20 protein-coding genes and 5 tRNA genes are annotated in these 22,239 nt (G+C 73.6%); 13 read left to right on the top strand and 12 right to left on the bottom strand.

The genetic code is table 11. The annotated features are described in order from the left end of the window. The first annotated feature begins 40 nt into the window (after window positions 1–40). On the top strand, window positions 41–550 hold the full coding sequence (locus ABZ479_RS24195) for a GNAT family N-acetyltransferase (protein ID WP_499603429.1): 510 nt from the start codon (window positions 41–43) through the stop codon (window positions 548–550). A 7-nt stretch (window positions 551–557) separates the two neighbouring features. Here the strand turns inward: ABZ479_RS24195 and ABZ479_RS24190 are convergent, their stop codons facing one another. Beyond that, window positions 558–1,019 (bottom strand): hypothetical protein, encoded by a 462-nt coding sequence (locus ABZ479_RS24190; RefSeq protein ID WP_500463513.1) that lies wholly within the window; start codon window positions 1,017–1,019, stop codon window positions 558–560. Beyond that, the gene (locus tag ABZ479_RS24185; protein ID WP_500463512.1) at window positions 1,012–1,380 is read right to left on the bottom strand and encodes a hypothetical protein; all 369 of its coding nucleotides are present in this window, start codon (window positions 1,378–1,380) and stop codon (window positions 1,012–1,014) included. Before ABZ479_RS24185 ends, ABZ479_RS24190 begins: the two co-directional genes overlap by 8 nt. Window positions 1,381–1,830: 450 nt before the next feature. Here ABZ479_RS24185 and ABZ479_RS24180 point away from each other — a divergent pair, with 450 nt between their 5' ends. Genes ABZ479_RS24180 through ABZ479_RS24170 form a run of 3 tightly spaced genes read left to right on the top strand, consistent with a single transcriptional unit; the run spans window position 1,831 to window position 4,449 of the window. Next, a complete protein-coding gene (locus ABZ479_RS24180) occupies window positions 1,831–2,868 on the top strand; it encodes a methionine ABC transporter ATP-binding protein (protein WP_499603423.1) in 1,038 nt (345 codons plus the stop codon). After that, entirely contained in the window at window positions 2,865–3,584 is a 720-nt protein-coding gene (locus ABZ479_RS24175) for a methionine ABC transporter permease (RefSeq protein ID WP_499603421.1), read from the top strand. Before ABZ479_RS24180 ends, ABZ479_RS24175 begins: the two co-directional genes overlap by 4 nt. Before the next feature lie 37 nt (window positions 3,585–3,621). Further along, window positions 3,622–4,449, top strand: a complete 828-nt coding sequence (locus tag ABZ479_RS24170; RefSeq protein WP_500463511.1) for a MetQ/NlpA family ABC transporter substrate-binding protein — start codon at window positions 3,622–3,624, stop codon at window positions 4,447–4,449. Window positions 4,450–4,483: 34 nt separating this feature from the next. Here the strand turns inward: ABZ479_RS24170 and ABZ479_RS24165 are convergent, their stop codons facing one another. Then, window positions 4,484–4,870, bottom strand: a complete 387-nt coding sequence (locus ABZ479_RS24165; RefSeq protein ID WP_500463510.1) for an MmcQ/YjbR family DNA-binding protein — start codon at window positions 4,868–4,870, stop codon at window positions 4,484–4,486. 42 nt (window positions 4,871–4,912) lie between these two features. Then, entirely contained in the window at window positions 4,913–5,680 is a 768-nt protein-coding gene (locus tag ABZ479_RS24160) for a class I SAM-dependent methyltransferase (RefSeq protein ID WP_499603416.1), read from the bottom strand. Window positions 5,681–5,893: 213 nt separating this feature from the next. On the opposite strand from ABZ479_RS24160, the gene ABZ479_RS24155 reads away from it, so the two are divergent. The 5 genes from ABZ479_RS24155 (at window position 5,894) to ABZ479_RS24135 (ending at window position 14,656) form a co-directional block, all read left to right on the top strand. Next, complete coding sequence (locus tag ABZ479_RS24155) at window positions 5,894–6,538, top strand: GNAT family N-acetyltransferase (protein ID WP_500463509.1); 645 nt, start codon at window positions 5,894–5,896, stop codon at window positions 6,536–6,538. Window positions 6,539–6,637: 99 nt separating this feature from the next. Further along, window positions 6,638–7,852: a precorrin-6y C5,15-methyltransferase (decarboxylating) subunit CbiE gene (cbiE, locus tag ABZ479_RS24150; RefSeq protein WP_500463508.1), complete on the top strand. Its 1,215-nt coding sequence runs from the start codon at window positions 6,638–6,640 to the stop codon at window positions 7,850–7,852. Between the two features lie 251 nt (window positions 7,853–8,103). Then, window positions 8,104–11,295 (top strand): nicotinate-nucleotide--dimethylbenzimidazole phosphoribosyltransferase, encoded by a 3,192-nt coding sequence (gene cobT, locus ABZ479_RS24145; protein ID WP_500463507.1) that lies wholly within the window; start codon window positions 8,104–8,106, stop codon window positions 11,293–11,295. Window positions 11,296–12,537: 1,242 nt separating this feature from the next. Then, window positions 12,538–13,791 (top strand): uroporphyrinogen-III C-methyltransferase, encoded by a 1,254-nt coding sequence (gene cobA / locus ABZ479_RS24140; protein WP_500463506.1) that lies wholly within the window; start codon window positions 12,538–12,540, stop codon window positions 13,789–13,791. Between the two features lie 46 nt (window positions 13,792–13,837). After that, window positions 13,838–14,656, top strand: coding sequence for a TrmH family RNA methyltransferase (locus ABZ479_RS24135; protein ID WP_499603411.1), 819 nt, complete (start codon window positions 13,838–13,840; stop codon window positions 14,654–14,656). A gap of 1 nt (window position 14,657) precedes the next feature. Here ABZ479_RS24135 and ABZ479_RS24130 read toward each other — a convergent pair whose 3' ends face one another. The 3 genes from ABZ479_RS24130 to ABZ479_RS24120 form a co-directional block, all read right to left on the bottom strand. Next, window positions 14,658–15,782, bottom strand: coding sequence for an acyl-CoA dehydrogenase family protein (locus ABZ479_RS24130; RefSeq protein WP_500463505.1), 1,125 nt, complete (start codon window positions 15,780–15,782; stop codon window positions 14,658–14,660). Then, the gene (locus tag ABZ479_RS24125; RefSeq protein ID WP_500463504.1) at window positions 15,779–16,963 is read right to left on the bottom strand and encodes an acyl-CoA dehydrogenase family protein; all 1,185 of its coding nucleotides are present in this window, start codon (window positions 16,961–16,963) and stop codon (window positions 15,779–15,781) included. The genes ABZ479_RS24130 and ABZ479_RS24125 overlap by 4 nt, the downstream gene beginning before the upstream one ends. 984 nt (window positions 16,964–17,947) lie before the next feature. Continuing rightward, a complete protein-coding gene (locus ABZ479_RS24120) occupies window positions 17,948–19,186 on the bottom strand; it encodes a serine/threonine-protein kinase (RefSeq protein WP_500463573.1) in 1,239 nt (412 codons plus the stop codon). Window positions 19,187–19,393: 207 nt separating this feature from the next. Between ABZ479_RS24120 and ABZ479_RS24115 the strand changes: the two genes are divergently transcribed. From ABZ479_RS24115 to ABZ479_RS24100, 4 genes are all read left to right on the top strand, one after another. After that, window positions 19,394–19,636 carry a DUF8836 family protein gene (locus tag ABZ479_RS24115; protein WP_037733380.1) on the top strand — a complete coding sequence of 81 codons (243 nt, stop codon included), beginning with the start codon at window positions 19,394–19,396 and terminating at the stop codon, window positions 19,634–19,636. A 264-nt stretch (window positions 19,637–19,900) separates the two neighbouring features. Then, window positions 19,901–20,104: a hypothetical protein gene (locus ABZ479_RS24110; protein ID WP_499603408.1), complete on the top strand. Its 204-nt coding sequence runs from the start codon at window positions 19,901–19,903 to the stop codon at window positions 20,102–20,104. 192 nt (window positions 20,105–20,296) lie between these two features. Then, window positions 20,297–21,304 carry a phosphotransferase enzyme family protein gene (locus ABZ479_RS24105; RefSeq protein WP_500463503.1) on the top strand — a complete coding sequence of 336 codons (1,008 nt, stop codon included), beginning with the start codon at window positions 20,297–20,299 and terminating at the stop codon, window positions 21,302–21,304. A 7-nt stretch (window positions 21,305–21,311) separates the two neighbouring features. Beyond that, window positions 21,312–21,605 carry a TFIIB-type zinc ribbon-containing protein gene (locus ABZ479_RS24100; protein WP_500463502.1) on the top strand — a complete coding sequence of 98 codons (294 nt, stop codon included), beginning with the start codon at window positions 21,312–21,314 and terminating at the stop codon, window positions 21,603–21,605. Between the two features lie 41 nt (window positions 21,606–21,646). On the opposite strand, the gene ABZ479_RS24095 is transcribed toward ABZ479_RS24100, so the two are convergent. The 5 genes from ABZ479_RS24095 to ABZ479_RS24075 all read right to left on the bottom strand — a co-directional run bounded on the left by ABZ479_RS24095 (window position 21,647) and on the right by ABZ479_RS24075 (window position 22,115). Beyond that, window positions 21,647–21,721, bottom strand: a tRNA-Val gene (locus tag ABZ479_RS24095). 29 nt (window positions 21,722–21,750) lie between these two features. Continuing rightward, window positions 21,751–21,822, bottom strand: a tRNA-Val gene (locus ABZ479_RS24090). A 46-nt stretch (window positions 21,823–21,868) separates the two neighbouring features. Then, window positions 21,869–21,940 (bottom strand) — tRNA-Val (locus tag ABZ479_RS24085). A 4-nt stretch (window positions 21,941–21,944) separates the two neighbouring features. Next, a tRNA-Cys gene (locus tag ABZ479_RS24080) sits at window positions 21,945–22,015 on the bottom strand. Window positions 22,016–22,042: 27 nt separating this feature from the next. After that, window positions 22,043–22,115 (bottom strand) — tRNA-Gly (locus ABZ479_RS24075). Window positions 22,116–22,239 lie beyond the last annotated feature (124 nt).

Genomic DNA, 22,239 nt, shown 5'->3' with positions numbered 1-22,239 from the left:
CCCCGCGGCCCGGGCGGACTCGAAGGAGAGGCCAGCGCACATGGGCATGAGCGTGACCATCTCTGCGGCTACCGGCGACGACGCCGAGAAGATCCTCAAACTGCAGTACCTCTGCTACCAGGACGAAGCCGCACTGTACGGGGACTACGGCATAGAACCGCTGACCCAGACCCTCGAGGCGCTGCGCGCCGAACTCGAGGGCGGGATCGTGGTGGTGGCCCGGCTGGGCGAGGAGGTGGTGGGTTCGGTCCGCGGTTCCGTGGACGAGGACGGCACCGCGCGGATCGCCAAGCTGATCGTCCACCCCCGCATGCAGCGGCACGGACTCGGCGGCCGTCTGCTGCGGGCCATCGAGGAGCGCCTGGCCGAGGAGAGCGAGGCCAAGCGGTACCGGCTGTTCACCGGGCACCGCAGCGAGTTCAACCTGCGGCTGTACCGCAAGCTGGGGTACGCGCAGGTCGGCAGCGTCGAACCGGTCACCCGGCAGCTGAGCCTGGTGCACATGGAGAAGCCGGCCGCCCGGCCCGAGACCTACGCCGCGAGCGCCTGACCTCGCGTCAGGACGCGGGGTCCTGCTCGGAGGCCTGCTGTGGCCGCGCCTGCCGGCGCAGCCACAGCAGGCCGGTCACCGGCACGACGACGGGCAGGAACAGGTAGCCCATGCCGTAGTCGGACCACACGGTCTGGTCGGGGAACGCCCCGGAGTCGACCAGCGTCAGGGTGCCCACCGTCAGCACACCTGCCAGTTCGAGCGCGCAGCTGACCAGCGCCACCTTCCGGGCACCCTCGCCGCCCCGCCACAGGGCCACCGTGATCACCGCGTAGAGGACGCCCGCCAGCAGGGAGAGCAGGTAGGCCAGCGGCGCCTCGTCGAACTGCATGCTGATCTGCACGATCGCGCGGGAGAGCGCGGCGACGGTGAAGACGCCGTACAGGGAGAGCAACAGCCTGCCCGGCCCGCGGCCGATGCCGGGCCCGGCGGTCGCGGGCGCTGCGGTGTCCTTCGTGCTCTCAGGCACTGACGCCTCCCCAGATGTCGTGGAGCCGCACCTCCAGCACGGCCAGGATCACCCCGCCCGCGGCCACGATCGCCGAACCCCAGCGGGTGCGCTCGGTCAGCGACATGAAGCCCGCCGCCGGGACGGTGCAGGCGGCGCCGACCAGGTACGCCACGAAGATCGTCGTGCCGTCCACCGGCTTCTCGCCGCCGGTGAGCTTGACCACACCTATCACCAGCTGGACGAGCGCGAGCACCGCCACCAGGACCATGCCGATGAAGTGCCAGTCCTTGGTCGGCTGGTCGCGGAAGGCCGCGAAGCCGCACCAGGCGGCCAGGAGCAGCGCCGTGGCCGAGACCACGATCGTGAGCGCGTCGAGCATGGCGCGACTCTATTACGGGCCGGAGCCGGCGGTCCGCGGCCCCCTGGTTGTCCACATTCCGGACTGCCGGACCGGATATTGGTACACCGCTCGGCCGTCTGCTTTACTGGGCCCATGACCACGACGAACCGCCGCTGCCGCGCGACCGAGGCGATGACGCCCGGTGTTCGTCGTATGTGTCGAATGTGTGCACGCTGAGGGCCCACGCCATCTGAGTCTCGTGCCCCGAAGCGAGACCCGCCCCTCCTGCAACGGACCGCACACCTCCATGCTCACGGAATCGCAGCAGACCTTCCGCCGCTGCCGGCTGGCGCACGACCCCCAGCCGCCCGGCACCCACTGCTGACCTCCTCCCGCGCCCCCCGAGGGGCGGAGCCATGCCATGTCCGCGGTCCATACGCCCCGTGTGCGGCTTTCGTCCGCCGCGCACTCGACAGTGACGGAAATCCAGTGATCACCACAACGGGCCTGACCAAGGTCTACCGTTCCCGTGACCGGGAGACGGTGGCCCTCGACGGCGTCGACCTGCACGTCCGCGAGGGCGAGGTCTACGGCGTCGTCGGACGCAGCGGCGCGGGCAAGAGCACGCTCATCCGCTGCGTGAACCTGCTGGAGCGGCCCACCTCGGGCACCGTCGAGGTGGCCGGCCGCGACCTGACCGCGCTGGCCGGCCGCTCCGACCGCGCCGGCTCCGCGCTGCGCACCGCCCGCACCGGCATCGGCATGGTCTTCCAGCACTTCAACCTGCTGTCCTCGCGCACCGTCCGCGACAACGTCGAACTGCCCCTGGAGATCCTCGGGGTCAGCGGCCGCGAACGCCGCCGCAAGGCCCTCGAACTGCTCGACCTGGTCGGCCTGGCCGACAAGGCCCGCGCCTACCCGGCGCAGCTGTCCGGCGGCCAGAAGCAGCGCGTCGGCATCGCCCGCTCCCTGGCCGGCGACCCCAAGGTGCTGCTCTCCGACGAGGCCACCTCCGCGCTCGACCCCGAGACCACCCGCTCGATCCTGCAACTGCTGCGCGACCTCAACCAGCAGCTCGGCCTGACCGTCCTGCTCATCACCCACGAGATGGACGTCGTCAAGGCCGTCTGCGACTCCGCCGCGCTGATGAAGGGAGGCCGCATCGTGGAATCCGGCAAGGTCACCGACCTGCTCGCCACGCCCGGCTCCGAACTGGCCCACGAACTCTTCCCGGTCGGCGGCGAGCCGTCCGGTGAGGGCCGCACCGTGGTCGACCTCACCTTCCACGGGGAGGCCGCCACCGAGCCCGTCATCTCCCAGCTCTCCCGCACCTACAACATCGACATCTCCGTGCTGGGCGCCGCCCTGGAGACCATCGGCGGCCGCCAGGTCGGCCGGATGCGGATCGAGCTGCCCGGCGCCTTCGAGGACAACGTGGTGCCGATCGGCTTCCTCCGCGAGAAGGGCCTCCAGGTCGACGTCGCCCCGGCCGCCGGTCACGAGCTGGTCGAGGAGGCCGCGAAGTGACCTGGTCGCAGATGCAGCCGCTGCTGTCGCAGGCCTGTTGGGAAACCCTGATCATGGTCGGCTGGTCCACGCTGATCGCGCTGGCCGGGGGACTGCCGCTGGGCGTCCTGCTGGTACTGACCGACCGCGGCGGACTGCTGCGCAACGCCCCGGTCAACAAGGCCGTCGGCGCGGTCGTGAACCTCGGCCGCTCACTGCCCTTCCTCATCCTGATGATCTCCGTGCTGCCCTTCACCCGCTGGGTGATCGGCACCACCATCGGCGCCGAGGCCATGGTCGTCCCGCTCTCCATCGGCGCCATACCGTTCCTCGCGCGGCTGGTGGAGACCTCCGTGCGCGAGGTCGACGGCGGACTCGTCGAGGCCGTCCAGGCCATGGGCGGCAGCACCTGGACCGTCGTCCGCAAGGCCCTGCTGCCCGAATCGCTGCCCTCCCTGATCGCCGGGCTCACCACGACCGTGATCGCGCTCATCGGCTACTCCGCCATGGCCGGCACCATCGGCGGCGGCGGCCTCGGCGACCTCGCCATCCGCTACGGCTACCAGCGGTTCGAGACCTCGCTGATGCTCGTCACGATCGGCGTGCTGATCGTCATCGTGACCGTCGTCCAGCTCGCCGGCGACCTCGCCGCCCGCGCCGCCTCGCACCGCGGCCGCACCTCCACCGCGCCCCGGCTGCGCCTCCTGCGCCCGGCCGCGACCCCCGAAGCCTCCTGACACCGCAAGGCAACACCGTTCCAGAAAGGCACTTTTCGTGCGTACCAGCATCAAGATCACGACCGCCGTCCTCGCCGCCGCCGGCCTCACCCTCGGCCTGACCGCCTGCGGCGGGGACTCCGGCACCAAGAAGGACAGCGCGAGCGACCCGCTCGTCGTCGCCGCGAGCCCCGTCCCGCACGCGGAGATCCTCAACTTCGTCAAGGACAAGCTGGCGGCCAAGGCCGGGCTCAAGCTCGAGGTGAAGGAGTTCAGCGACTACGTGACGCCGAACACCGCCACCGAGGACGGCTCGGTCGACGCCAACTACTTCCAGAACCAGCCCTACCTGGACGACTTCAACAAGAAGAAGGGCACCCACATCGTGCCCGTCGTCACGGTGCACCTGGAGCCGCTGGGCCTGTACTCCGACAAGCTGAAGTCCGCGGACGCGATCAAGGACGGTGCGACGATAGCCGTCGCCAACGACGCGGTGAACGAGGCCCGCGGCCTCAAGCTGCTCGCCGCCAACGGCCTGATCACCCTCAAGGACGGCGTCGGCAACGAGGCCACCCCCGCCGACATCACCGGCAACCCCAAGGACCTGAAGTTCAAGGAGCTCGAGGCCGCCCAGCTGCCGCGCTCCCTCCAGGACGTCGACGCCGCCGTGATCAACGGCAACTACGCCATCTCCGCGGGGCTCAAGCCCGCCGACGACGCCCTGGTGCTGGAGTCCGCCGACAACAACCCCTACGGCAACTTCCTCGCCGTCAAGGAGGGCAACGAGAAGGACCCGCGTGTGCTCAAGCTGAAGAAGCTGCTCACCACGCCCGAGGTGAAGAAGTTCATCGAGGACACGTACGCCGGCTCCGTCATCCCCTCCTGAGCCACCGGGCCCCGGCGGGGGCCGGACAGCGCGCTCAGCGCGCCCCGTCCCCCGCCTCACCCGGCCAGTCCAGCCGCAGCCGCTCCGCGCGTGGCAGCCGCGCCACCACCAGGTCGTAGGAGTCCTCGACCAGCTCCCGCACCATCGTGTCGGGCAGCGAACCCTCCAGCGTCACCGTGTTCCAGTGGCGCTTGTTCAGGTGCCATCCCGGCACGATCGCCGGGTGCTCCGCCCGCAGCCGCACCGCGAGGTCGGGGTCGCACTTCAGGCTCACCTTCAGCGGCTCGCCCCCCAGCGCGCTGATGGCGAAGATCCTCCCGCCGACCTTGAAGACGGTCACCTCCGGGTCACGCGGGAAGGGGTTCTCCGCCACGGCGCCGTTGAAGGCGAGGCAGAGACCCCTGAGCCGGTCCGCGTCCATGCGCCCATTCAACAGGGCCCCACCGACAGCGGGGGCGACCGCTCAGCGGCGCCGCACCCAGTACACGTCCGTGGTGTACGGCATCTCCACGGCGTCCTTGCCGCGCGTGGCGTCGTGCCCGGCCAGCACCGCCTCGACCTCGGCCCGCACCCGCTCCTGCTCGGCCGGGTCCATCACCGCGATGTGGCTGGAGGACGTCATGCGCTCCACCACGTCCGTCACCGTCGTCGAGTGCAGGTTCGGCCAGTGCCGCTCGTGCATCCGCGACCAGCCCGCGCGGCCGGTGAATGCCTTGCGCCAGCCGCCGTCCAGCGGGCTCGGCAGGTCACGCGGCGCCAGCCGGAAGACGATGTCCTGGTAGTCGCGCACCCACGGGACCGAGGTGTCGTAGGTGTTCCACACCAGCGCCAGCGAACCGCCCGGCCGCAGCAGCCGCTCGACCTCCGCCAGCGCCTCCTCCTCCTGGAACCAGTGCCAGGACTGCGCCGCCACCACCGCGTCCGCGCACCCGTCCGGCAGGCCCGTGGCCTCGGCCGTCCCTCCCGTCACCCGCACCCCCGGCAGCAGCTCCGCGAGCCGCTCCCGCATCTCCGCCACCGGCTCGACCGCGATCACCTCCGCGCCCGTCAGGGCCAGCAGACGGGTGAACTTGCCGGTGCCGGCGCCCAGGTCGACCACCGTACGGCCCGCCTCGAGGGGCAGCGCGTCCGCCAACTCGGCCAGGGCCGCCATGGGGTACGAGGGCCGCGACCGCTCGTACACACCCGCGGCCCGCTGATATCCGACTCCTGCTGCGTGGTGCACCGTCACGCGGGCAGACGGTAGCAGGACCCCATGACCACGGGCGTGGCGGACCTGCGGAAAAGCCGGGGAACAGCACACCAACTGCTCCCGTCGTGCCGATGGTTGGACGTACCCTGGGGCGACGGCCGCGCAGGCCCCCGCAGCGACCCGGTCCTGCGGGTGAACCGGTGGATGCTGCATGCTGTGCACTTCACACATGCCCTGGCTACGGAGCGTCGAATGACCAGCTTCCCGGAGATCTCCATCAGTACGGAGCGGCTGGTGCTGCGCACGTACGAGGAGTCCGACGTCCCCGCCCTGGCGGAGATGATGAACGACGAGTCCGTGATCGCCTGGACCTCCGTGCCGCACCCGTACACCGAGGCGGACGCCCGCTCCTTCATCGCCGAGTTCGCCCCCGCCGAGCGCGCGGAGGGCCGGGGCATCGTGCTCGCCGTCACCGAGTTCCTCACCCAGCGGCTCGTCGGCACCGTCCACCTGCAGCGCACCGACTGGCGCATCCGCAGCAGCGAGGCCGGCTACCTGATCGCCCCCTGGGCGCGCGGCGAGGGCTACGCCGCGGAGGCCGTCCAGGCCGCCGCCCAGTGGCTCTTCGACGACCAGAAGTTCGAGCGCCTGGAACTGCGCACCGCCGCCGACAACGCCGCCTCCCAGCAGGTCGCGCAGAAGATCGGCTGCATCAGCGAGGGCGTACTGCGAGGCGCCGGCCTGGTCCGCACCCGCCCCGACGGGGAGGCCGACGGCCGCTGGGAGGAGATCCGCACCGACCTGATCGTGTGGAGCCTGCTTCCCGAGGACCTCGACGGCCTCTCGGAGGAGTCCGCCGACGGCTCCGACTACGGGGCGTACGCCGACTGGCAGTGAGCACCCGCTGGCGCAAGATCCTGGCCGGGGTACTGTGCACACCCCGGGATCACCTCACCCGGGCACCACACCGCGACGCGCCCAGGAGGCAGGACGACGATGGCCGACCGTGTCACGGTGATCGGGTGGGACGGCTCACCACCCGGCGAGGCGGCGCGTTCCGCGCTGTCGGCCGCCACGCTGGTGGCCGGGACCCGGCACCACCTGGCACTGCCCTTCGTGCCGGAGGACGCCGAGCGGATCGTACTGGGCAGCATCGACCTGGCCGCCCGCCGCATCGCGCGGCACCGCGGCACCGCGGTCGTCCTCGCCGACGGCGACCCCGGCTTCTTCGGGGTCGTGCGGGCCCTGCGCACCCCCGAGTACGGGCTGGAGGTCGAGGTCGTCCCCGGCGTCTCCTCGGTCGCCCAGGCCTTCGCGCGGGCCGGCATGCCCTGGGACGACGCCCGGGTGGTCGTCGCGCACACCCGCACCCTGCGCCGGGCCGTCAACGTCTGCCGCGCCCACCCCAAGGTCGCCGTGCTGACCGCGCCCGGCGCGGGACCCGCCGAACTCGCCCTGCTCCTCGGCGACGAGCACCGCACCTTCGTGATCTGCGAGGCCCTCGGCACCGAGCACGAGCAGGTCACCGTGCTCACCTCCGACAAGGTGGCCGACCACACCTGGCGGGACCCCAACGTCGTCCTCGTCGTCGGCGCCGCCCCGGCCGCCGGCCCCGTGCCCGTCCCGGCCACCGCGCGGTCCGCCTGGCTGGCGGGCGGGGACCCCGACTCGTCCGACCGCGTACGGGGCTGGGCGCTGCCCGCCGAGCGCTACGCGCCCGAGGACGGCCCCGCGCAGCTGCGTGCCCTGCAACTGGCCCGGCTCGGGCCGCGGGCGGGCGACCTGCTCTGGGACATCGGCGCCGGCGGCGGGGCCGTCGCCGTGGAGGCGGCGCGCTTCGGCGCGGCCGTCATCGCGGTCGAGGCCGACGCCGCGGCGTGCGAGCGGATCGAGGACACCGCACGGGACTTCGGGGTGCAGGTGCGCGTCGTCCACGGCCGTGCGCCGCACGTGCTGGAGGACCTTCCGGAACCGGACATCGTGCGCATCGGGGGCGGCGGAGCGGAGGTCGTCGCGGCCTGCGCCGCACGCCGGCCGGAGCGAATCGCCGCGAGCGCCGCGAACCGGGACGAGGCCGAAGCCGTCAGTCGCGCCCTGGACGAGGGCGGATACACCGTGGAACGCGCGTTGTTGCAGGCAGTGGAGCTGAACGACCAGTGGTCCGAGCGGGAGCGCACGGTGGTCTTCGCGCTCCTCGGACACCGCAGGTGAGCCGGTGGGTTGCGCCCGTATTGGCACCGGTTTGAGGTGAACCCCCCTGGGCGCGTGCGGGCACACGCACGGTAGGCTGACTGACCGCTGTGCCGTCGTCGCGCATTGACGTCGCGTGAGGGCTGATCAGTAATGATCAGTACCGGTCAATCGCCGTCGTCGTGCCGGTTGCCGCCCACGCTCGTTCTCTCTGTGGGCAGTGTGCTCGGCGCAGCGATGGAAGGAGCGAAACCGATGGGCGAGGGGCACGCATGACTGACACCGGCCAGGTCCCGGGTGAGGGACTGCCGGAGAACGCAGGCGAAGAAGCGGTTCTGCAGCCGCACGCCGACCTTCCCGGCAGTGGCGCGCAGCAGCACGCCGTCCCCTCGTGGGACGTCGATCCGCTCACCGCGCCGGTTCCCCCCGAGTACCAGTACCTCGACCAGCCGTCCGGCGTCCTGCCGGTCGACGAGGACGAGGAGATGCTGCTGATGCCGGGTCTGCAGGGGTCCTGGGCCGACCCGCAGCCCGTCCCGCCGCCGGTCCAGGTCGCCGCACCCGTTCCGGCTCCCGCTCCGCCGGCCCCGCCCGTGCCGGTCCCGGCGCAGGCCCCCGCCCCCGTCGCCGTTCCGGTCGAGCACATCCCGCACGGGATGCCCGCGGCGCCCGTGGGCGTCGAGCACGACGCCCACGAGAGCGGCGGCCGCGACTCCGTCTCCCTCGACTACTCCGCGGTCCGTACCGAGGTGCCGCTCGTACCGGGGGCCCCGGTACCTGAGCAGGTGTCGGCCGAACAGCCCGCGCCCTTCGCGGCGGAGCAGACGGTGCCCGTGGCGGCGGAGCCCTTCGCCCAGCCCGAGCCCGCCGAGGACCCGGTCCTGGAGGCCGAGCCGGCCCCGCAGCCCCATGTGCCCACGCAGGCACAGGTGCAGGAGGAGGCCCCGGCCGCCCCCGTACCGCCGCGCCGCCCCCTCCACATGGGCCCCCCGATCCCGGACCCGTCCAACGGCGGCGGCATCGTCCGCTCCCTGGCCGACCGCGGTCCGGCCACCCCGGCCACCCCGGCCGCCCCCACGCCCGTGCCGCAGCCGGTCGCCGCGCCCCTGCGCCAGTCCGGGCCGCCCACCGTGGGCCCCGAGTACCTGGACATCCCCCGCGACGAGACGCCTGCCGCGCCCGAGGTCGTCGCGCCCGAGGTCGTCGTGCCCGCAGCCGCGGCGCCCGAGCCCGAACCCGAGCCGGTGGCCGCCGTGGCCGCGCCGGAGCCGGTGGCCGTGCCGGAACCCGAGCCGGTGGCCGTGGCCGTGCCCGTGCCGCCGTTGGAAACCCCGGACGAGCCCCTGCCGTTCGGCATGGAGCCGGCCGCCGAGGTGCCCGCGGCACCGGTCGTCCCGGAGGTGCCCGAGCCCGTCGTGGCGCCGGAGCCGGTCGTGGTGCCCGAGCCCGTCGTCGAGGCCCCGGTGGAGCCCGCTCCCGCGCCCGTCGCGGTGCCCGAGGAGCCGGTCGCCGTCGAACCGGTCGCCGAACCTGAACCCGCTCCCGCCCTCGCCCCCGTCGCGGTCGTGGTGGAGGAGCCCCCGGCCGTCGCCGCGGAGCCGCAGCCCGAGCCCGAGGCGCAGCCCGAGCCCGAGCCGCAGGCGGCGCCCGAGGAGCCCGCGGAACCGCAGGCCGCCGAGGAGCCCGAGGCGCCGCAGGCCGAAGAGGAGCAGGACCCGGAGCCGCTGCTGCCCGCCGCCGAGGGCTACGACCCCGCGGTCCGGGACGCCGTGCACCGCGTCATCCGCGAGCGCCGCGACATCCGCAACGGCTTCCGCAAGGACCCGATCCCGCACGAGGTGCTGATCCGCGTCCTGGAGGCGGCCCACACGGCGCCGAGCGTCGGCCACTCCCAGCCGTGGGACTTCGTCGTCATCCGCTCCGCCAAGACCCGGGAGCGCATGCACGAACTCGCCATGCAGCAGCGCGACGCGTACGCCAAGTCCCTCCCCAAGGGCCGGGCCAAGCAGTTCCGCGAGCTGAAGATCGAGGCGATCGTCGACACCCCGGTCAACATCGTCGTCACCGCCGACCCGACCCGCGGCGGCCGCCACACGCTGGGCCGCTACACCCAGCCGCAGATGGCCCCGTACTCGTCGGCGCTCGCCGTGGAGAACCTCTGGCTGGCCGCCCGCGCCGAGGGCCTCGGCGTCGGCTGGGTCAGCTTCTTCGACGAGCGGGAGATGGTCCGCGAACTCGGCCTGCCCGAGCACCTCGAGGTCGTCGCGTACCTCTGCGTCGGCTACGTCGACGAGTTCCCCGAGGACCCCGAACTGGTGCAGTCCGGCTGGTCCAAGCGCCGCCCGCTGTCCTGGGTCGTCCACGAGGAGGAGTACGGCAACCGGGCGCTGCCCGGCGAGGAGCCGCACAACCTCCTGGAGGAGACCCTGCGCGGCATCCGCCCGCTGGACGCCAAGGCGCTCGGCGAGGCCTGGGAGCGGCAGAAGCGGATGACCAAGCCGGCCGGCGCGCTCGGCATGCTGGAGATCATCTCAGCGCAGCTCAGCGGGCTGTCCCGGCAGTGCCCGCCGCCGATCCCGGAGCCCGCGGCCGTCGCGATCTTCGCGGGTGACCACGGGGTGCACGCCCAGGGCGTCACCGCCTGGCCCCAGGAGGTCACCGGCCAGATGGTCGCCAACTTCCTCGGCGGCGGGGCCGTGTGCAACGCCTTCGCCAACCAGGTGGGCGCCGAGGTGTGCGTGGTGGACGTCGGCGTCGCCTCCGACCTCCCCAGCACCCCCGGCCTGCTGCCCCGCAAGATCCGTCCCGGGACCGCCGACATGACCGCCGGGCCCGCCATGTCGCGCGAGGAGGCCCTGCGCGCGATCGAGGTCGGCATCGAGACCGCCCGCGACCTCGTCGCCGCGGGCAACAAGGCGCTGCTCACCGGGGAGATGGGGGTCGCCAACACCACTGTCTCCGCGGCCCTGATCTCCGTCTACACCGGGGTCGACCCGGCGGAGGTCACCGGGCGCGGCACCGGCATCAACGACGAGATGCACGCCCGCAAGATCGACGTCGTGCGGCGCGCCCTCGAACTCCACCGGCCCGACCCGTCCGACCCGACCGAGGTCCTCGCGGCGATCGGCGGCCTCGAGCACGCGGCCATGGTCGGCCTGCTGCTCGGCGCGGCCTCCCTGCGGACCCCGGTCATCCTCGACGGCGTCAGCGCCGGCGCGGCCGCCCTGGTGGCCCGGGCCATCGCCCCGGAGGTCCTCGCGGCCTGCATCGCCGGCCACCGCAGCGCCGAGCCCGGCCACCGGGCGGCGCTCACCAAGCTGGGCCTGCGGCCGCTGGTCGAACTCGACCTGCGGCTCGGCGAGGGCACCGGGGCGTTGCTGGCGCTGCCGCTGGTGCAGAGTGCTGCGCGGGCGATGCACGAGGTGGCGACGTTCGACTCTGCCGGGGTCACCGAGAAGTCCTGACGCGGGGGGTCGTGGTGGGCGCAGATTTTTTCGCCCACCCACCCTCCCTCCCCCAGCCTTCGGCCGGGGGGACCCCCATCCGGCATGGTTGGTGCGGGCGTGCGCTCTGTGCATGGGTGGGCCGGGGGCGGGGCCTCCGGATGGGCATTCTGTACCGCATATTTATGTGCATGGCGGGCACCTGCGCTTGGTCACCCGGGATGCCGCACATCAAATACACGTCAGCGTCCAGAACGCCCACCCTCCCCCAGCCTTCGGCCGGGGGTGCCCCCAACTCCCCCACCCCCTCCCTATCGACGGCGACCAACGGCCGGTGGGGGGTTCGAAGGCGGTCCGGCGCACCCCGGTTCCCCAGCTGCCCCTGACCGGGGAGATGGGCAGCGGGGCTGTGCGGTCGCAGGGCGGTCCGGGGTCACCCCGGGTGCCCTACCGCCCCCACCGGCCGTCATGCGCCTGAACCGGCCGGAGGGCGTGTGGCGGGGTGCTCCCCCTGGCCGAAGGCTGGGGAGCCGAGCAGCGGCACCGAACGATCCGGGCTGAAACCGCGGGGCCGTGAGGCGCCACGTAGAGGTTCGGGTCACGCCGGTTGCCTATCTGACCCCCCACCGGCCGTTGTGCGCCCATACGGCGGGAGGGGGTGTGTCGGGGGGCTCCCCCTGGCCGAAGGCCGGGGGAAACGAGCTGCGGACCCGGTGCCGAATGATGCGGGCTGAACCCGTGGGGCCGTGGGGCAAGTGAGCGGTTCGGGGCGCCCCGGATTGCCTTCTGACCCCCCACCGGCCGTTGTGCGCCCACACAACAGGAGGGGGTGTGTCGGGGTGCGCCCGGAAACGACGAGCGGTGGACCCGGCGCGGAATGATGTGGGCGTAAACCGCGAGCGTTGAGGACGTGCGCCGGCGCGGCGCCGACCCCAACACAACGTGCGAGACCCGCACCAATCGCGCCGGGCAATCGGGCGGGAGGGTGGGAGAACCCCCAACAGAACCCACAACGCACCCGCACGCAACCACCGGGCAGCCCGGCGCAGCCGCCCGCAGGCGCAAACAACCCGCACACAACAACAGGCCGCAACCATGAACCCCGGGTAGCGCCGCAGGTGTGATCTTGGGCGCTGCGCCCCAGCCCCACCGCACCGTAGGGTTGGTGCGGGGCAGGGTCGCCCCGCAACCCCACCCCGTCACGCCGCGAGGCAAGCGCCGCGACGCAAGCGCCGCGAGGCACACCCTAGGAGCCGCACCGCCATGACCGCCGCCGAGGACCGCAACGACCCACCCGCACCCGCCTACCCCGTCGGACTGCGCCTCACGGGCCGGCGCGTGGTCGTCCTCGGCGGCGGCCAGGTGGCCCAGCGACGGCTGCCCCCGCTGGTCGCGGCCGGGGCCGACGTCGTCCTGGTCTCCCCGTCCGCGACGCCGTCCGTGGACGCGATGGCCGCCGCCGGCGAGATCCGCTGGGAGCGCCGCCGCTACCGGCCCGGCGACCTCGCGGACGCCTGGTACGCGCTGATCGCCACCACCGACCCCGAGGCGAACGCCGCGGCCTCCGCGGAGGCGGAGGAGCGCCGGGTGTGGTGCGTGCGCAGCGACGACGCCGACGCGGCGACCGCGTGGACCCCGGCGACCGGACGGACCGAGGGCGTGACGGTGGCCGTCCTGACCGGCCGGGACCCGCGGCGATCCGCGGCCGTGCGGGACGCGATCGTGGAGGGCCTGCGCGACGGCTCGCTCGCGGCGCCGCAGCACCGGGGGAGGACCCCGGGGGTGGCGCTGGTGGGCGGCGGCCCGGGCGACCCGGACCTGATCACCGTGCGCGGCCGCCGGCTGCTCGCGGAGGCGGACGTGGTCATCGCCGACCGCCTCGGCCCGCGCGACCTGCTCGACGAACTGCCCCCGCACGTCGAGGTGATCGACGCCGCCAAGATCCCGTACGGCCGGGCGATGGCCCAGGAGGCGATCAACGCGGCGCTGATCGAGCACGCGAAGGCCGGCAAGGCGGTCGTGCGGCTCAAGGGCGGGGACCCGTACGTGTTCGGGCGCGGCATGGAGGAGGCGGAGGCGCTGGCCGAAGCCGGCATCCCCTGCACCGTGGTGCCCGGGATCTCCAGCTCCATCAGCGTTCCGGCCGCCGCCGGCATCCCGGTCACGCACCGGGGCGTGGCCCACGAGTTCACGGTGGTCAGCGGTCACGTGGCGCCGGAGGACCCGCGTTCGCTGGTGGACTGGGCGGCCCTCGCCCGGCTGCGCGGCACGCTGGTGCTGCTGATGGCCGTGGAGCGGATCGGCCCGATCGCGGCCGCGCTCGTGGAGCACGGCCGGGGCGCGGACACCCCCGTCGCGGTGGTCCAGGAGGGCACGACGGCGGCCCAGCGCCGGATCGACGCGACGCTCGCGACGGTGGGGGAGCGGGTGGCCGTGGAGGGCGTCCGGCCGCCCGCGGTGATCGTCATCGGCGAGGTCGTCGCCGTGGGCGATCGCGTAACCGGCGGTAACCAGTGACGTCGGTGCCGTTGGCACCGCACTTCGGACAAGGCAGTATCACCCTGTGGCTGAGCTCATCACCATCGACGATCCCGACGACCCGCGCCTGCGCGACTACACGTCCCTGACGGACGTGGAGCTGCGCCGGCGCCGCGAGCCCGCCGAGGGACTGTTCATCGCGGAGGGCGAGAAGGTCATCCGGCGCGCCCGGCAGGCCGGTTACCGCATGCGCTCCATGCTGCTGTCGGCCAAGTGGGTCGACGTCATGCGGGACGTCATCGACGAGGTCCCGGCGCCGGTGTACGCGGTCAGCCCGGAGCTCGCCGAGCAGGTGACCGGCTACCACGTGCACCGCGGCGCCCTCGCCTCGATGCAGCGCAGGCAACTGCCCGTCGCCGCCGACCTGCTGGGCGACGCGCGGCGGATCGTCGTCATGGAGTCGGTCAACGACCACACCAACATCGGCGCCATCTTCCGCAGCGCGGCGGCCCTCGGCATGGACGCCGTCCTGCTCTCCCCGGACTGCGCCGATCCGCTCTACCGCAGGTCGGTGAAGGTCTCGATGGGCGCCGTCTTCTCCGTGCCGTACGCCCGGCTGGAGAACTGGCCCCGGGACCTGGAGACGGTCCGGGAGGCGGGCTTCAAGCTGCTCGCGCTGACCCCCGACGAGAAGGCCGCCGACATCGACGAGGCAGCCCCGCACCGGCTGGAGCGCGCGGCGCTGATGCTCGGCGCCGAGGGCGACGGCCTGTCGACCCGTGCCCTGGTCGCGGCCGACGAGTGGGTGCGCATCCCGATGGCGCACGGGGTGGACTCGCTGAACGTGGGGGCGGCCGCCGCCGTCGCGTTCTACGCGGTGGCGACCGGCCGCCCCCGGGACTGACTCAGCCCGCCGCGGCCGGCAGGTCCACCAGCGCGGCGAGGGCGGCCCGGTGGCGGCCGGGCGTGCCCAGGGCGATCTCGTCGGCCTTGGCGCGCTTGAGCCGCAGGTGGGCCGGGTGCTCCCAGGTCATGCCGATGCCGCCGTGCAGTTGGACGCACTCCTCCGCGGCCCGCACCGCGACCGGTGCGCAGAACGCCTGTGCCACGGCGACCGCGACCGGGGCGTCCGCGCTGTCGCCCGCGAGCGCGTCGGCGGCGTTGCGCGCGGCGGCGCGGGACTGGACGACCTCCAGCCACACGTCCGCCAGCCGGTGCTTGAGGGACTGGAAGGAGCCCACGACCCGGCCGAACTGGTGACGCTCCTTCAGGTACGCCACCGTCTCGTCCAGGCACCGCTGGGCCAGGCCCAGTTGCTCCGAGGCCAGCAGTCCGGCGCCCGACAGCAGCGCCCGTTCCACGGCCGCCGCGGCCGTCGCTGGCCCGGCGACCCGGCGGGCCGCCGCCCCGTCGAAGGCGACGTCGGCGATCGGCCGGGTCAGGTCGAGCGGCACCGGCACGGACAGGGCGACGCCGGGTGCGTCGGTGGGTACCTCGTACAGCCCGGGCCCGTCGGGACCGGTCGCCGGCACGATCAGCACGTCCGCCGCGGTCGCGTCGGCGACGCTGGTCACGCGCCCGCGGAGGACGCCGTCCGCGTCGGCCCGCACCGCCCGGCCGAGGTCCGCACCCGGCGCCGAGGGCAGCGGCACGGCCAGCGCCGCCGTCCGCTCGCCCTCCGCCAGCCGCGCCACGAGTGCGTCGGCCTCCGAGGTGCCGCTCGCCAGCAGCGCCGTGGTGGCCAGCACGGCACTGCCCAGGAAGGGCACGGGCGCCACGAAGGCCCCCAGTTCCTCCAGCACGACCGCTGCCTCCCGCGCGGAGGCCCCCTGGCCGCCCAGCTTCTCCGGCACCAGCAGCCCGGCGACCCCCACCTCGCGGGCCAGGGTCCGCCACAGCGCGGCGTCGTACGGCTCCGCGCCCTCGCAGCGCGCCAGGACGTCCGCCGGCGCGCACCGGTCGGTGAGCAGAGCGCGCACCGCGGCGCGCAGGTCGTTCTCGACGTCGGAGTAGAGCAGGTCGGAACTCATCGCGGCAGGTCCTTCCAGGGGACGTCCTTGTCCGTACGGGGCTCGGAGGGCAGGCCGAGGACACGCTCGGAGATGATGTTGCGGAGGATCTCGGACGTCCCGCCCTCGATCGAGTTGCCCTTGGCCCGCAGGTAGCGGTAACCGGCGTCACGGCCGTAGAAGTCGACGATCTCCGGGCGGGTCATCGTCCAGTCGCCGTAGCGCAGTCCGTCCTCGCCGAGCAGCTCGACCTCCAGGCCGCTGATGCGCTGGTTGAGCGAGGCGAACGCGAGCTTCATGCCCGAGCCCTCCGGGCCCGGGGCGCCCAGCGCGAGCTGCTGCCGCAGCCGTTCGCCGGTGAGACGGGTGACCTCGGCGTCCACCCACAGCCGCAGCAGCCGGTCGTGCAGGTCCGGCGTGCGCAGCCCGGGCCGCTCCCGCCACGTCGCGGCGACGGTACCGATCATCCCGCCCTCGCGGGGGAGCGCCGTGCCGCCGATGGCGACCCGCTCGTTCATCAGCGTCGTCTGCGCCACCCGCCACCCGTCGCCGACCTCGCCCAGGCGGTGGGCGTCGGGGATCCGCACGTCCGTCAGGAAGACCTCGTTGAACTCGGCCTCACCCGTGATCTGCCGCAGCGGACGCACCTCGACGCCGGGGGTGCTCATGTCGCACACGAAGTACGTGATGCCCTGGTGCTTGGGGACGTCCGGGTCGGTGCGGGCGATGAGGATCGCCCAACGCGCGTTGTGGGCGTTGGACGTCCACACCTTCTGGCCGGTCACGATCCAGTCGTCGCCGTCGCGTACGGCCCTGGTGCGCAGGCCCGCCAGGTCCGATCCGGCGCCGGGCTCGCTGAACAGCTGGCACCAGACCTCCTCCCCGGTCCACAGCGGGCGCAGGAAGCGGGCCTTCTGCTCCTGCGTGCCGTACCGGAGCACGGTGGGGGCGGCCATCCCGAGGCCGATGCCGATCCGCCGCGGCTCGTTGTCCGGCGCCCCCGCGGCGCCCAGCTCGGCGTCCACGACCCCCTGCATCGCGCGGGGCGCGCCCAGGCCGCCGAGGCCCTCCGGGTAGTGCACCCACGCCAGCCCGGCGTCGAACCGGGCCCGCAGGAAGTCCGGGCGGGCCGTCGCCGCCGGATCGTGAGAGGCCAGCAGCGCGCGCACACGCTCGCGCAGCACCTCCGGTGTGACCGTCATGCGAATGCGTCCCTCCGCGTATGGGTAGCCTAAGCAAGCGCTTAGAAATTAACCCACGGGGCGCACTTTCGTCACCCCCCCCGGGACGTTGTGTGCGGCGCCGTCGTGGTTGCTGTTGGGGTTCTCTTCCGCCCACCCCCAGCCTGCGGCCGGAGGTGCCCCCATCCGGCGCGGTTGGCGCGTCTCGACAGCGACCGCCGTCTCGCGCCCTGCGGGCGCAAAGATGCCGGCTGCGGGTGGGAGGGGGGGCCTGCCTTGTGTGCGGTGTGCGGGTCGGTGGTCGGTTGGGGTTCAGGCGCCGGAGCGGGGCTGGTTGTTCGTCTGGCTCGGGTCTCGTTGCCGTCCGCGGGTATAGATGGCCGGTGACCACGCCCACCGTTCGTGGGTGGCGCGCCCGCCGTAACCGGCGTCTGCGGGTGCTTCCCCGATCGGACATCGGGCTCTCTTCCGACGGCTATACCGCTGAAAGCGGGCCCGATCTCCCGCCGTCCGCCCGACAGCGCCCCGAAGCACCCGCAGTCGCGGCGGCCGGATGGTCAGAAGTCAGTCCGGGGGCACCGCACGTGTCCGACGCACCCCTCACCGGCTGTCATCGCCCACGCGAGAACGGCGCCCGCCCAAGGGGAGGGACGGGGCCCGCCGCAGAGGTGGGCGGCATCCCCGGACTGCCTACGTTCCCCCCACCGCCGTAATGCGGCCACACCGGCCGGAGGGGAGAGGCGCGGTGGGATTCGGTGCCGAATGATGTGGGCTTGAACCGTAGGGCCGCAGGGGGTCACAGGGCGGTTCGGGGCGCCCCGGCCTGCCTCCATACCCTCCACCGGCCGTTGCGCGCGCAAACCGGCCGGAGGGTGTGTGGCGGGGTGGGCCCATGGGGGTCCCCCCGGCCGAAGGCTGGGGGAGGGCGGGAGGCAGCCCGCCGCAGGCGCAAAGCCGCACACAACAACCGGGCGGCACGGCGTAGTCGCCCACAGCGGAGCCCCGCTAGGGCACGTGCGGCACGCTCGCCACGCCCGCCCCGCCCCCCGGCAACAAGCCGATCCCCCGGCTGGGCCCCTGGCACCCCTGCGCCGCGGCGATGCCGAGCGCGACGAGGAGCGTCACGGTGACGAAGACGATGAGCCGCTGCCGCAACAGCCGCCGGTCGGCGCCCGGTCGGCGGCCCGCGGGAGTGCGGGGGGCCGGGGTGCGCCCCGGTCCGGTCCGGGCCGGGGTGCGGGGCGCGGCGGGCGTCCGCGGGGAGGCCGGGGTGCGCGGGGGCGCCGCCGGCGTGCCCGTCGCCGTCCGCCGCTCGGTCTGCTGCTCCGCGTACGCCTGCGCCCGCGGCCCCGTCGGCCGCTCAGGACGCGGACCGGACGCCTTGGGCACGATGTCGCGCCGGCCGGTCACCGCGCCCAGGCCGCGTGCCTCCCGGGCGGCGATCTCGGCCAGCCGCTCGGAGAGTTGGACGGTGCTGGGCCGCTGCTCAGGGTCCTTGGCGAGGCACGCGTACACCAGCGGGGCCAGTGAGTCCGGCACCCCGGTGAGGTCCGGCTCCTCGTGGACGACCCGGTAGAGCATGACCTCGGAACTGCCCTGCCCGAAGGGCGAGTCGCCCATCGCCGCGTACGCCAGCGTCGCGCCGAAGGCGAAGACGTCGGTGGCCGGGGTGACCGCCGCCCCGCGTACCTGCTCCGGCGCGAGGAAGCCGGGGGAGCCGACGGCGGTGCCCACGTGGGTGAGGGTGCTCGCGCCGGTGGACCAGGCGATGCCGAAGTCGATGATCCGCGGGCCCTTGGGCGACAACAGGATGTTGGAGGGCTTCAGGTCGCGGTGGACGACCCCGGCCTCGTGGACGGCGACCAGTCCCTCCGCCAGGGCGGCGCCGATGGTGGCGGTCTCCGCCGCCGGGAGCATGCCGTCCCGTGCGACCTTGTCGTGCAGCGAGGGCCCGGGCACGTACTGCGTGGCGAACCACGGGCGGTCCGCCTCCAGGTCGGCGGCGACCAGCCGGGCCGTGCAGCCGCCGCGGATGCGTCTCGCGGCGGACACCTCGCGGGCGAAGCGGGAGCGGAACTCCTGGTCCTCGGCCAGTTCGGGGCGGATGACCTTCAGCGCGACCCGCTGGCCGCGCTTGTCGGCGCCCAGGTAGACGACGCCCATGCCGCCCGCGCCCAGCCGGCGGTGCAGCCGGAACGAGCCGACGACACGCGGGTCCTCGCGCCGGAGCCGCATCATCGCCATGTCGTCCATCCCCGCTGCCTGCCTGGCCAGTCTGACCCCGACAGCTTACGGACTGACCGACCGTCGCGCCGCGAGGCCGCGCCCGCGCGGGGCGGCGGATTGTCAGTGCCGGATGGGATCCTTGAAGAGTGGGGAAGATTCCGGCCGCTGACGGCCCGGAATTTCGTCATGCCGTCAACAGTCCGTCGGGCAAGGGGGATTGACGCCATGAAGGGTGATCGAGTGGAGATAGTCGTCGACGCCGGCGACACGACAAGGACGTACGAAGTGGTCGCCACCAGGGCGGGCCGCAGGGTCGAGACCGCGGTCCGCCGAGGGGTGGTGGAAGTGAGCGAAGTCACCAGGTCCGGCTCCGTGGTGCGCACCGCGCGCTTCATGGCCACCCGGGTCCTCGCCCTGGTCGAACAGCCCATGCCGACCGGCGACGCGGAGGACGAGGAGCGGGCCTGACGGGCCCCGGCCGCAGCCGCCCGGGACATCCCCTCGGGGATGTCCCGGGGGTGCGGCCGGATCCCTCCACCCAGGGGAGTACGCGGCCGGTCCCCGAGTCATCCTCGGGGAGGCCAGGGAAGCGGTACGAGGGCATGACGACCGCTGCCCGCCCCGCGCCTAGTGTTGAGGTCAAGCGGCGGGCGGAGCACTCGTCCCCCGAGGTCAAACGCCCGCCGCCCAGACAACTGTGCATGATCACGGACCACGACCCGGGAGAGGGCCATGGCGAACACGGTGAGCCGTACGGTGCGGCCGACGCGCGGCCGCAGGATCGCCGCCTTCGGCATACGCCCGTCGGGCACCCGGCATCCGCTGGTGGCGGTGGCGATGGTGCTGCCGCTCGCGGTGCTGCTCGCGGTGGCCTTCGGCGGCTGGGACGCGGTGGTCACACAGGCGTCGTCCGTAGCCGGTCTGATGGGGCGCTGACAGACGCCCCGCGGCCCCGGATGAGCGGTCCGGGTCCGTGAGGACCGGTGAACAACCCCGTGGGGACGGGGGTACGGCGGACGGCACGAATGCCCGGGTACCTGTGGCGGTACCCGGGCATCGCACCCGGCATTGCCAGTGGGCGGCGCGCTGCCGCACAGTGGGCCGGTGACACGGGCGGTGGGGGAGGAAGTGAGCAGCAGCGGAGCACCGCTGACGCACGCCCTGGGGGCGGTCGCGGCAGCGGCCTCGCGTGTGCCCGGCCAGGTGCGCTCCGGCGTCCCCGCCGAACGGCCCGAGGCCACCGACGTCCTCGCCGAACGGCCCGACGTCACCGTCGTCCGCGGCGGCCGGCTCGTCGCCAAGGCGCACGCCCCGGGCACCGATCCCGGGGAACTCGCCCTGCGGCTGCGGGTGGCCGCCGATCCGCTGCTGCACGGTGTCCTGCTGCCCCCGGCGCCGCTGCCCGACCACGGGGGCGCGCTGAGCACCGTGCTCCTGGGCCGCACCGTGAGCCTGTGGCCCCTCGGCGAGCCCGTCGCCCACGACGACCCGGACTCCGCGCCCTGGGCCGAGGCCGGCGCGCTCCTGGCCCGGCTGCACACGGTGCCGCCGGCCCGGCTGCCCGGCCCGCTGCCGCGGATGCGCGGCCCGGTCAGGGCGGCCCGCGCGGTCGCCAGGATGCTCGCGGCGGGCGCCGGCGACCCTGCGGTGCTGGCCGCCTGGCAGGGCCTGCCGCCCTGGGCCCGCGGCGAGGCCCCGCAGCCCCGGCAGGTGCTGTGCCACGGCGACCTGCACATGGGCCAACTGGTGCGCCACCCGGCCCCCGACGGCCCGTGGTGCCTGATAGACGTGGACGACCTCGGGCTGGGCGAGCCCGCCTGGGACCTGGCCCGGCCCGCGATGTGGTTCGCCGCCGGGCTGCTCGACCCCGCCGACTGGGGCCGCTTCCTCGGCGCGTACCGCGCCGGCGGTGGCCCCGCCGTCCAGGCGGACGGCGACCCGTGGCCGCATCTCGACGTGGCGGCACGGGCGTTGGCCGTACAGACCGCGGCGACAGCCGTCGCCAAGGCCGCGCAGGAGGGCCGCGTGCTCGACGGGACGGAACAGTCCGTCCTCGACACCTGCCGCCGAATCGCGGAAGTAAAGTGCAGTTCTACGCCGGGGGACGACCCCCGGCCGGCGCGAACGAGGAGATGAGCCGACGATGCTCTGTCCCAAGTGTCATGGCCCGATGCAGACGTTCACCCGCAGCGGCGTCCAGATCGAGCAGTGCGGCAACTGCCGGGGGATCTTCCTGGACTACGGGGAGCTCGAGGCGCTGACCCGCATGGAGGGGCAGTACGCCCAGCCCGCCCCGCCGCCCGCGGGCTACCCGCAGGCGTACCCGCAGCAGCACGCCGCGCCGGCCTGGGGTGCCCCGCACGGCGGCGGCCACCACGGCGGTCACCACGGCCACCACAAGCACCAGAGCTGGGCCCACATGCTCTTCTCGTCGTGAAACGACCGAGGGCCGGAGCGAACGCTCCGGCCCTCGGGTGCTGGTGGACGATACTGGGATTGAACCAGTGACCTCTTCCGTGTCAGGGAAGCGCTCTCCCGCTGAGCTAATCGTCCTCGGTACTGCGGGTGGTGCTGGTGCAGCGTGCGCGATACTGGGATTGAACCAGTGACCTCTTCCGTGTCAGGGAAGCGCTCTCCCGCTGAGCTAATCGCGCTCGGGACCCCGTGCCGAAGCGCTGGGGAAGGCCCTTCCGGGCCCAGTGGACGATACTGGGATTGAACCAGTGACCTCTTCCGTGTCAGGGAAGCGCTCTCCCGCTGAGCTAATCGTCCTCAGAGGTGGAGACGGGATTTGAACCCGTGTAGACGGCTTTGCAGGCCGTTGCCTCGCCTCTCGGCCACTCCACCAGCGCGGGGGCGGTGACCCCCACTTCGAGCGGACGACGAGATTCGAACTCGCGACCCTCACCTTGGCAAGGTGATGCTCTACCAACTGAGCCACGTCCGCAGCGTCTCCCCCGGAGCTCGCACCCGGGCGGGACCTCCGCCGGTGCGCTTCCGCGTCCCGGCGACGAGTTGAACTCTAGCGGATTACGGCTCCGCCACCAAAACGCGTTTGCGCAGCGTGCCGG

The organism is Streptomyces sp. NPDC005722, assembly GCF_040630935.1.
Classification (GTDB): Bacteria; Actinomycetota; Actinomycetes; order Streptomycetales; family Streptomycetaceae; genus Actinacidiphila.
This window is presented reverse-complemented; position numbering and strand designations above follow the sequence as displayed.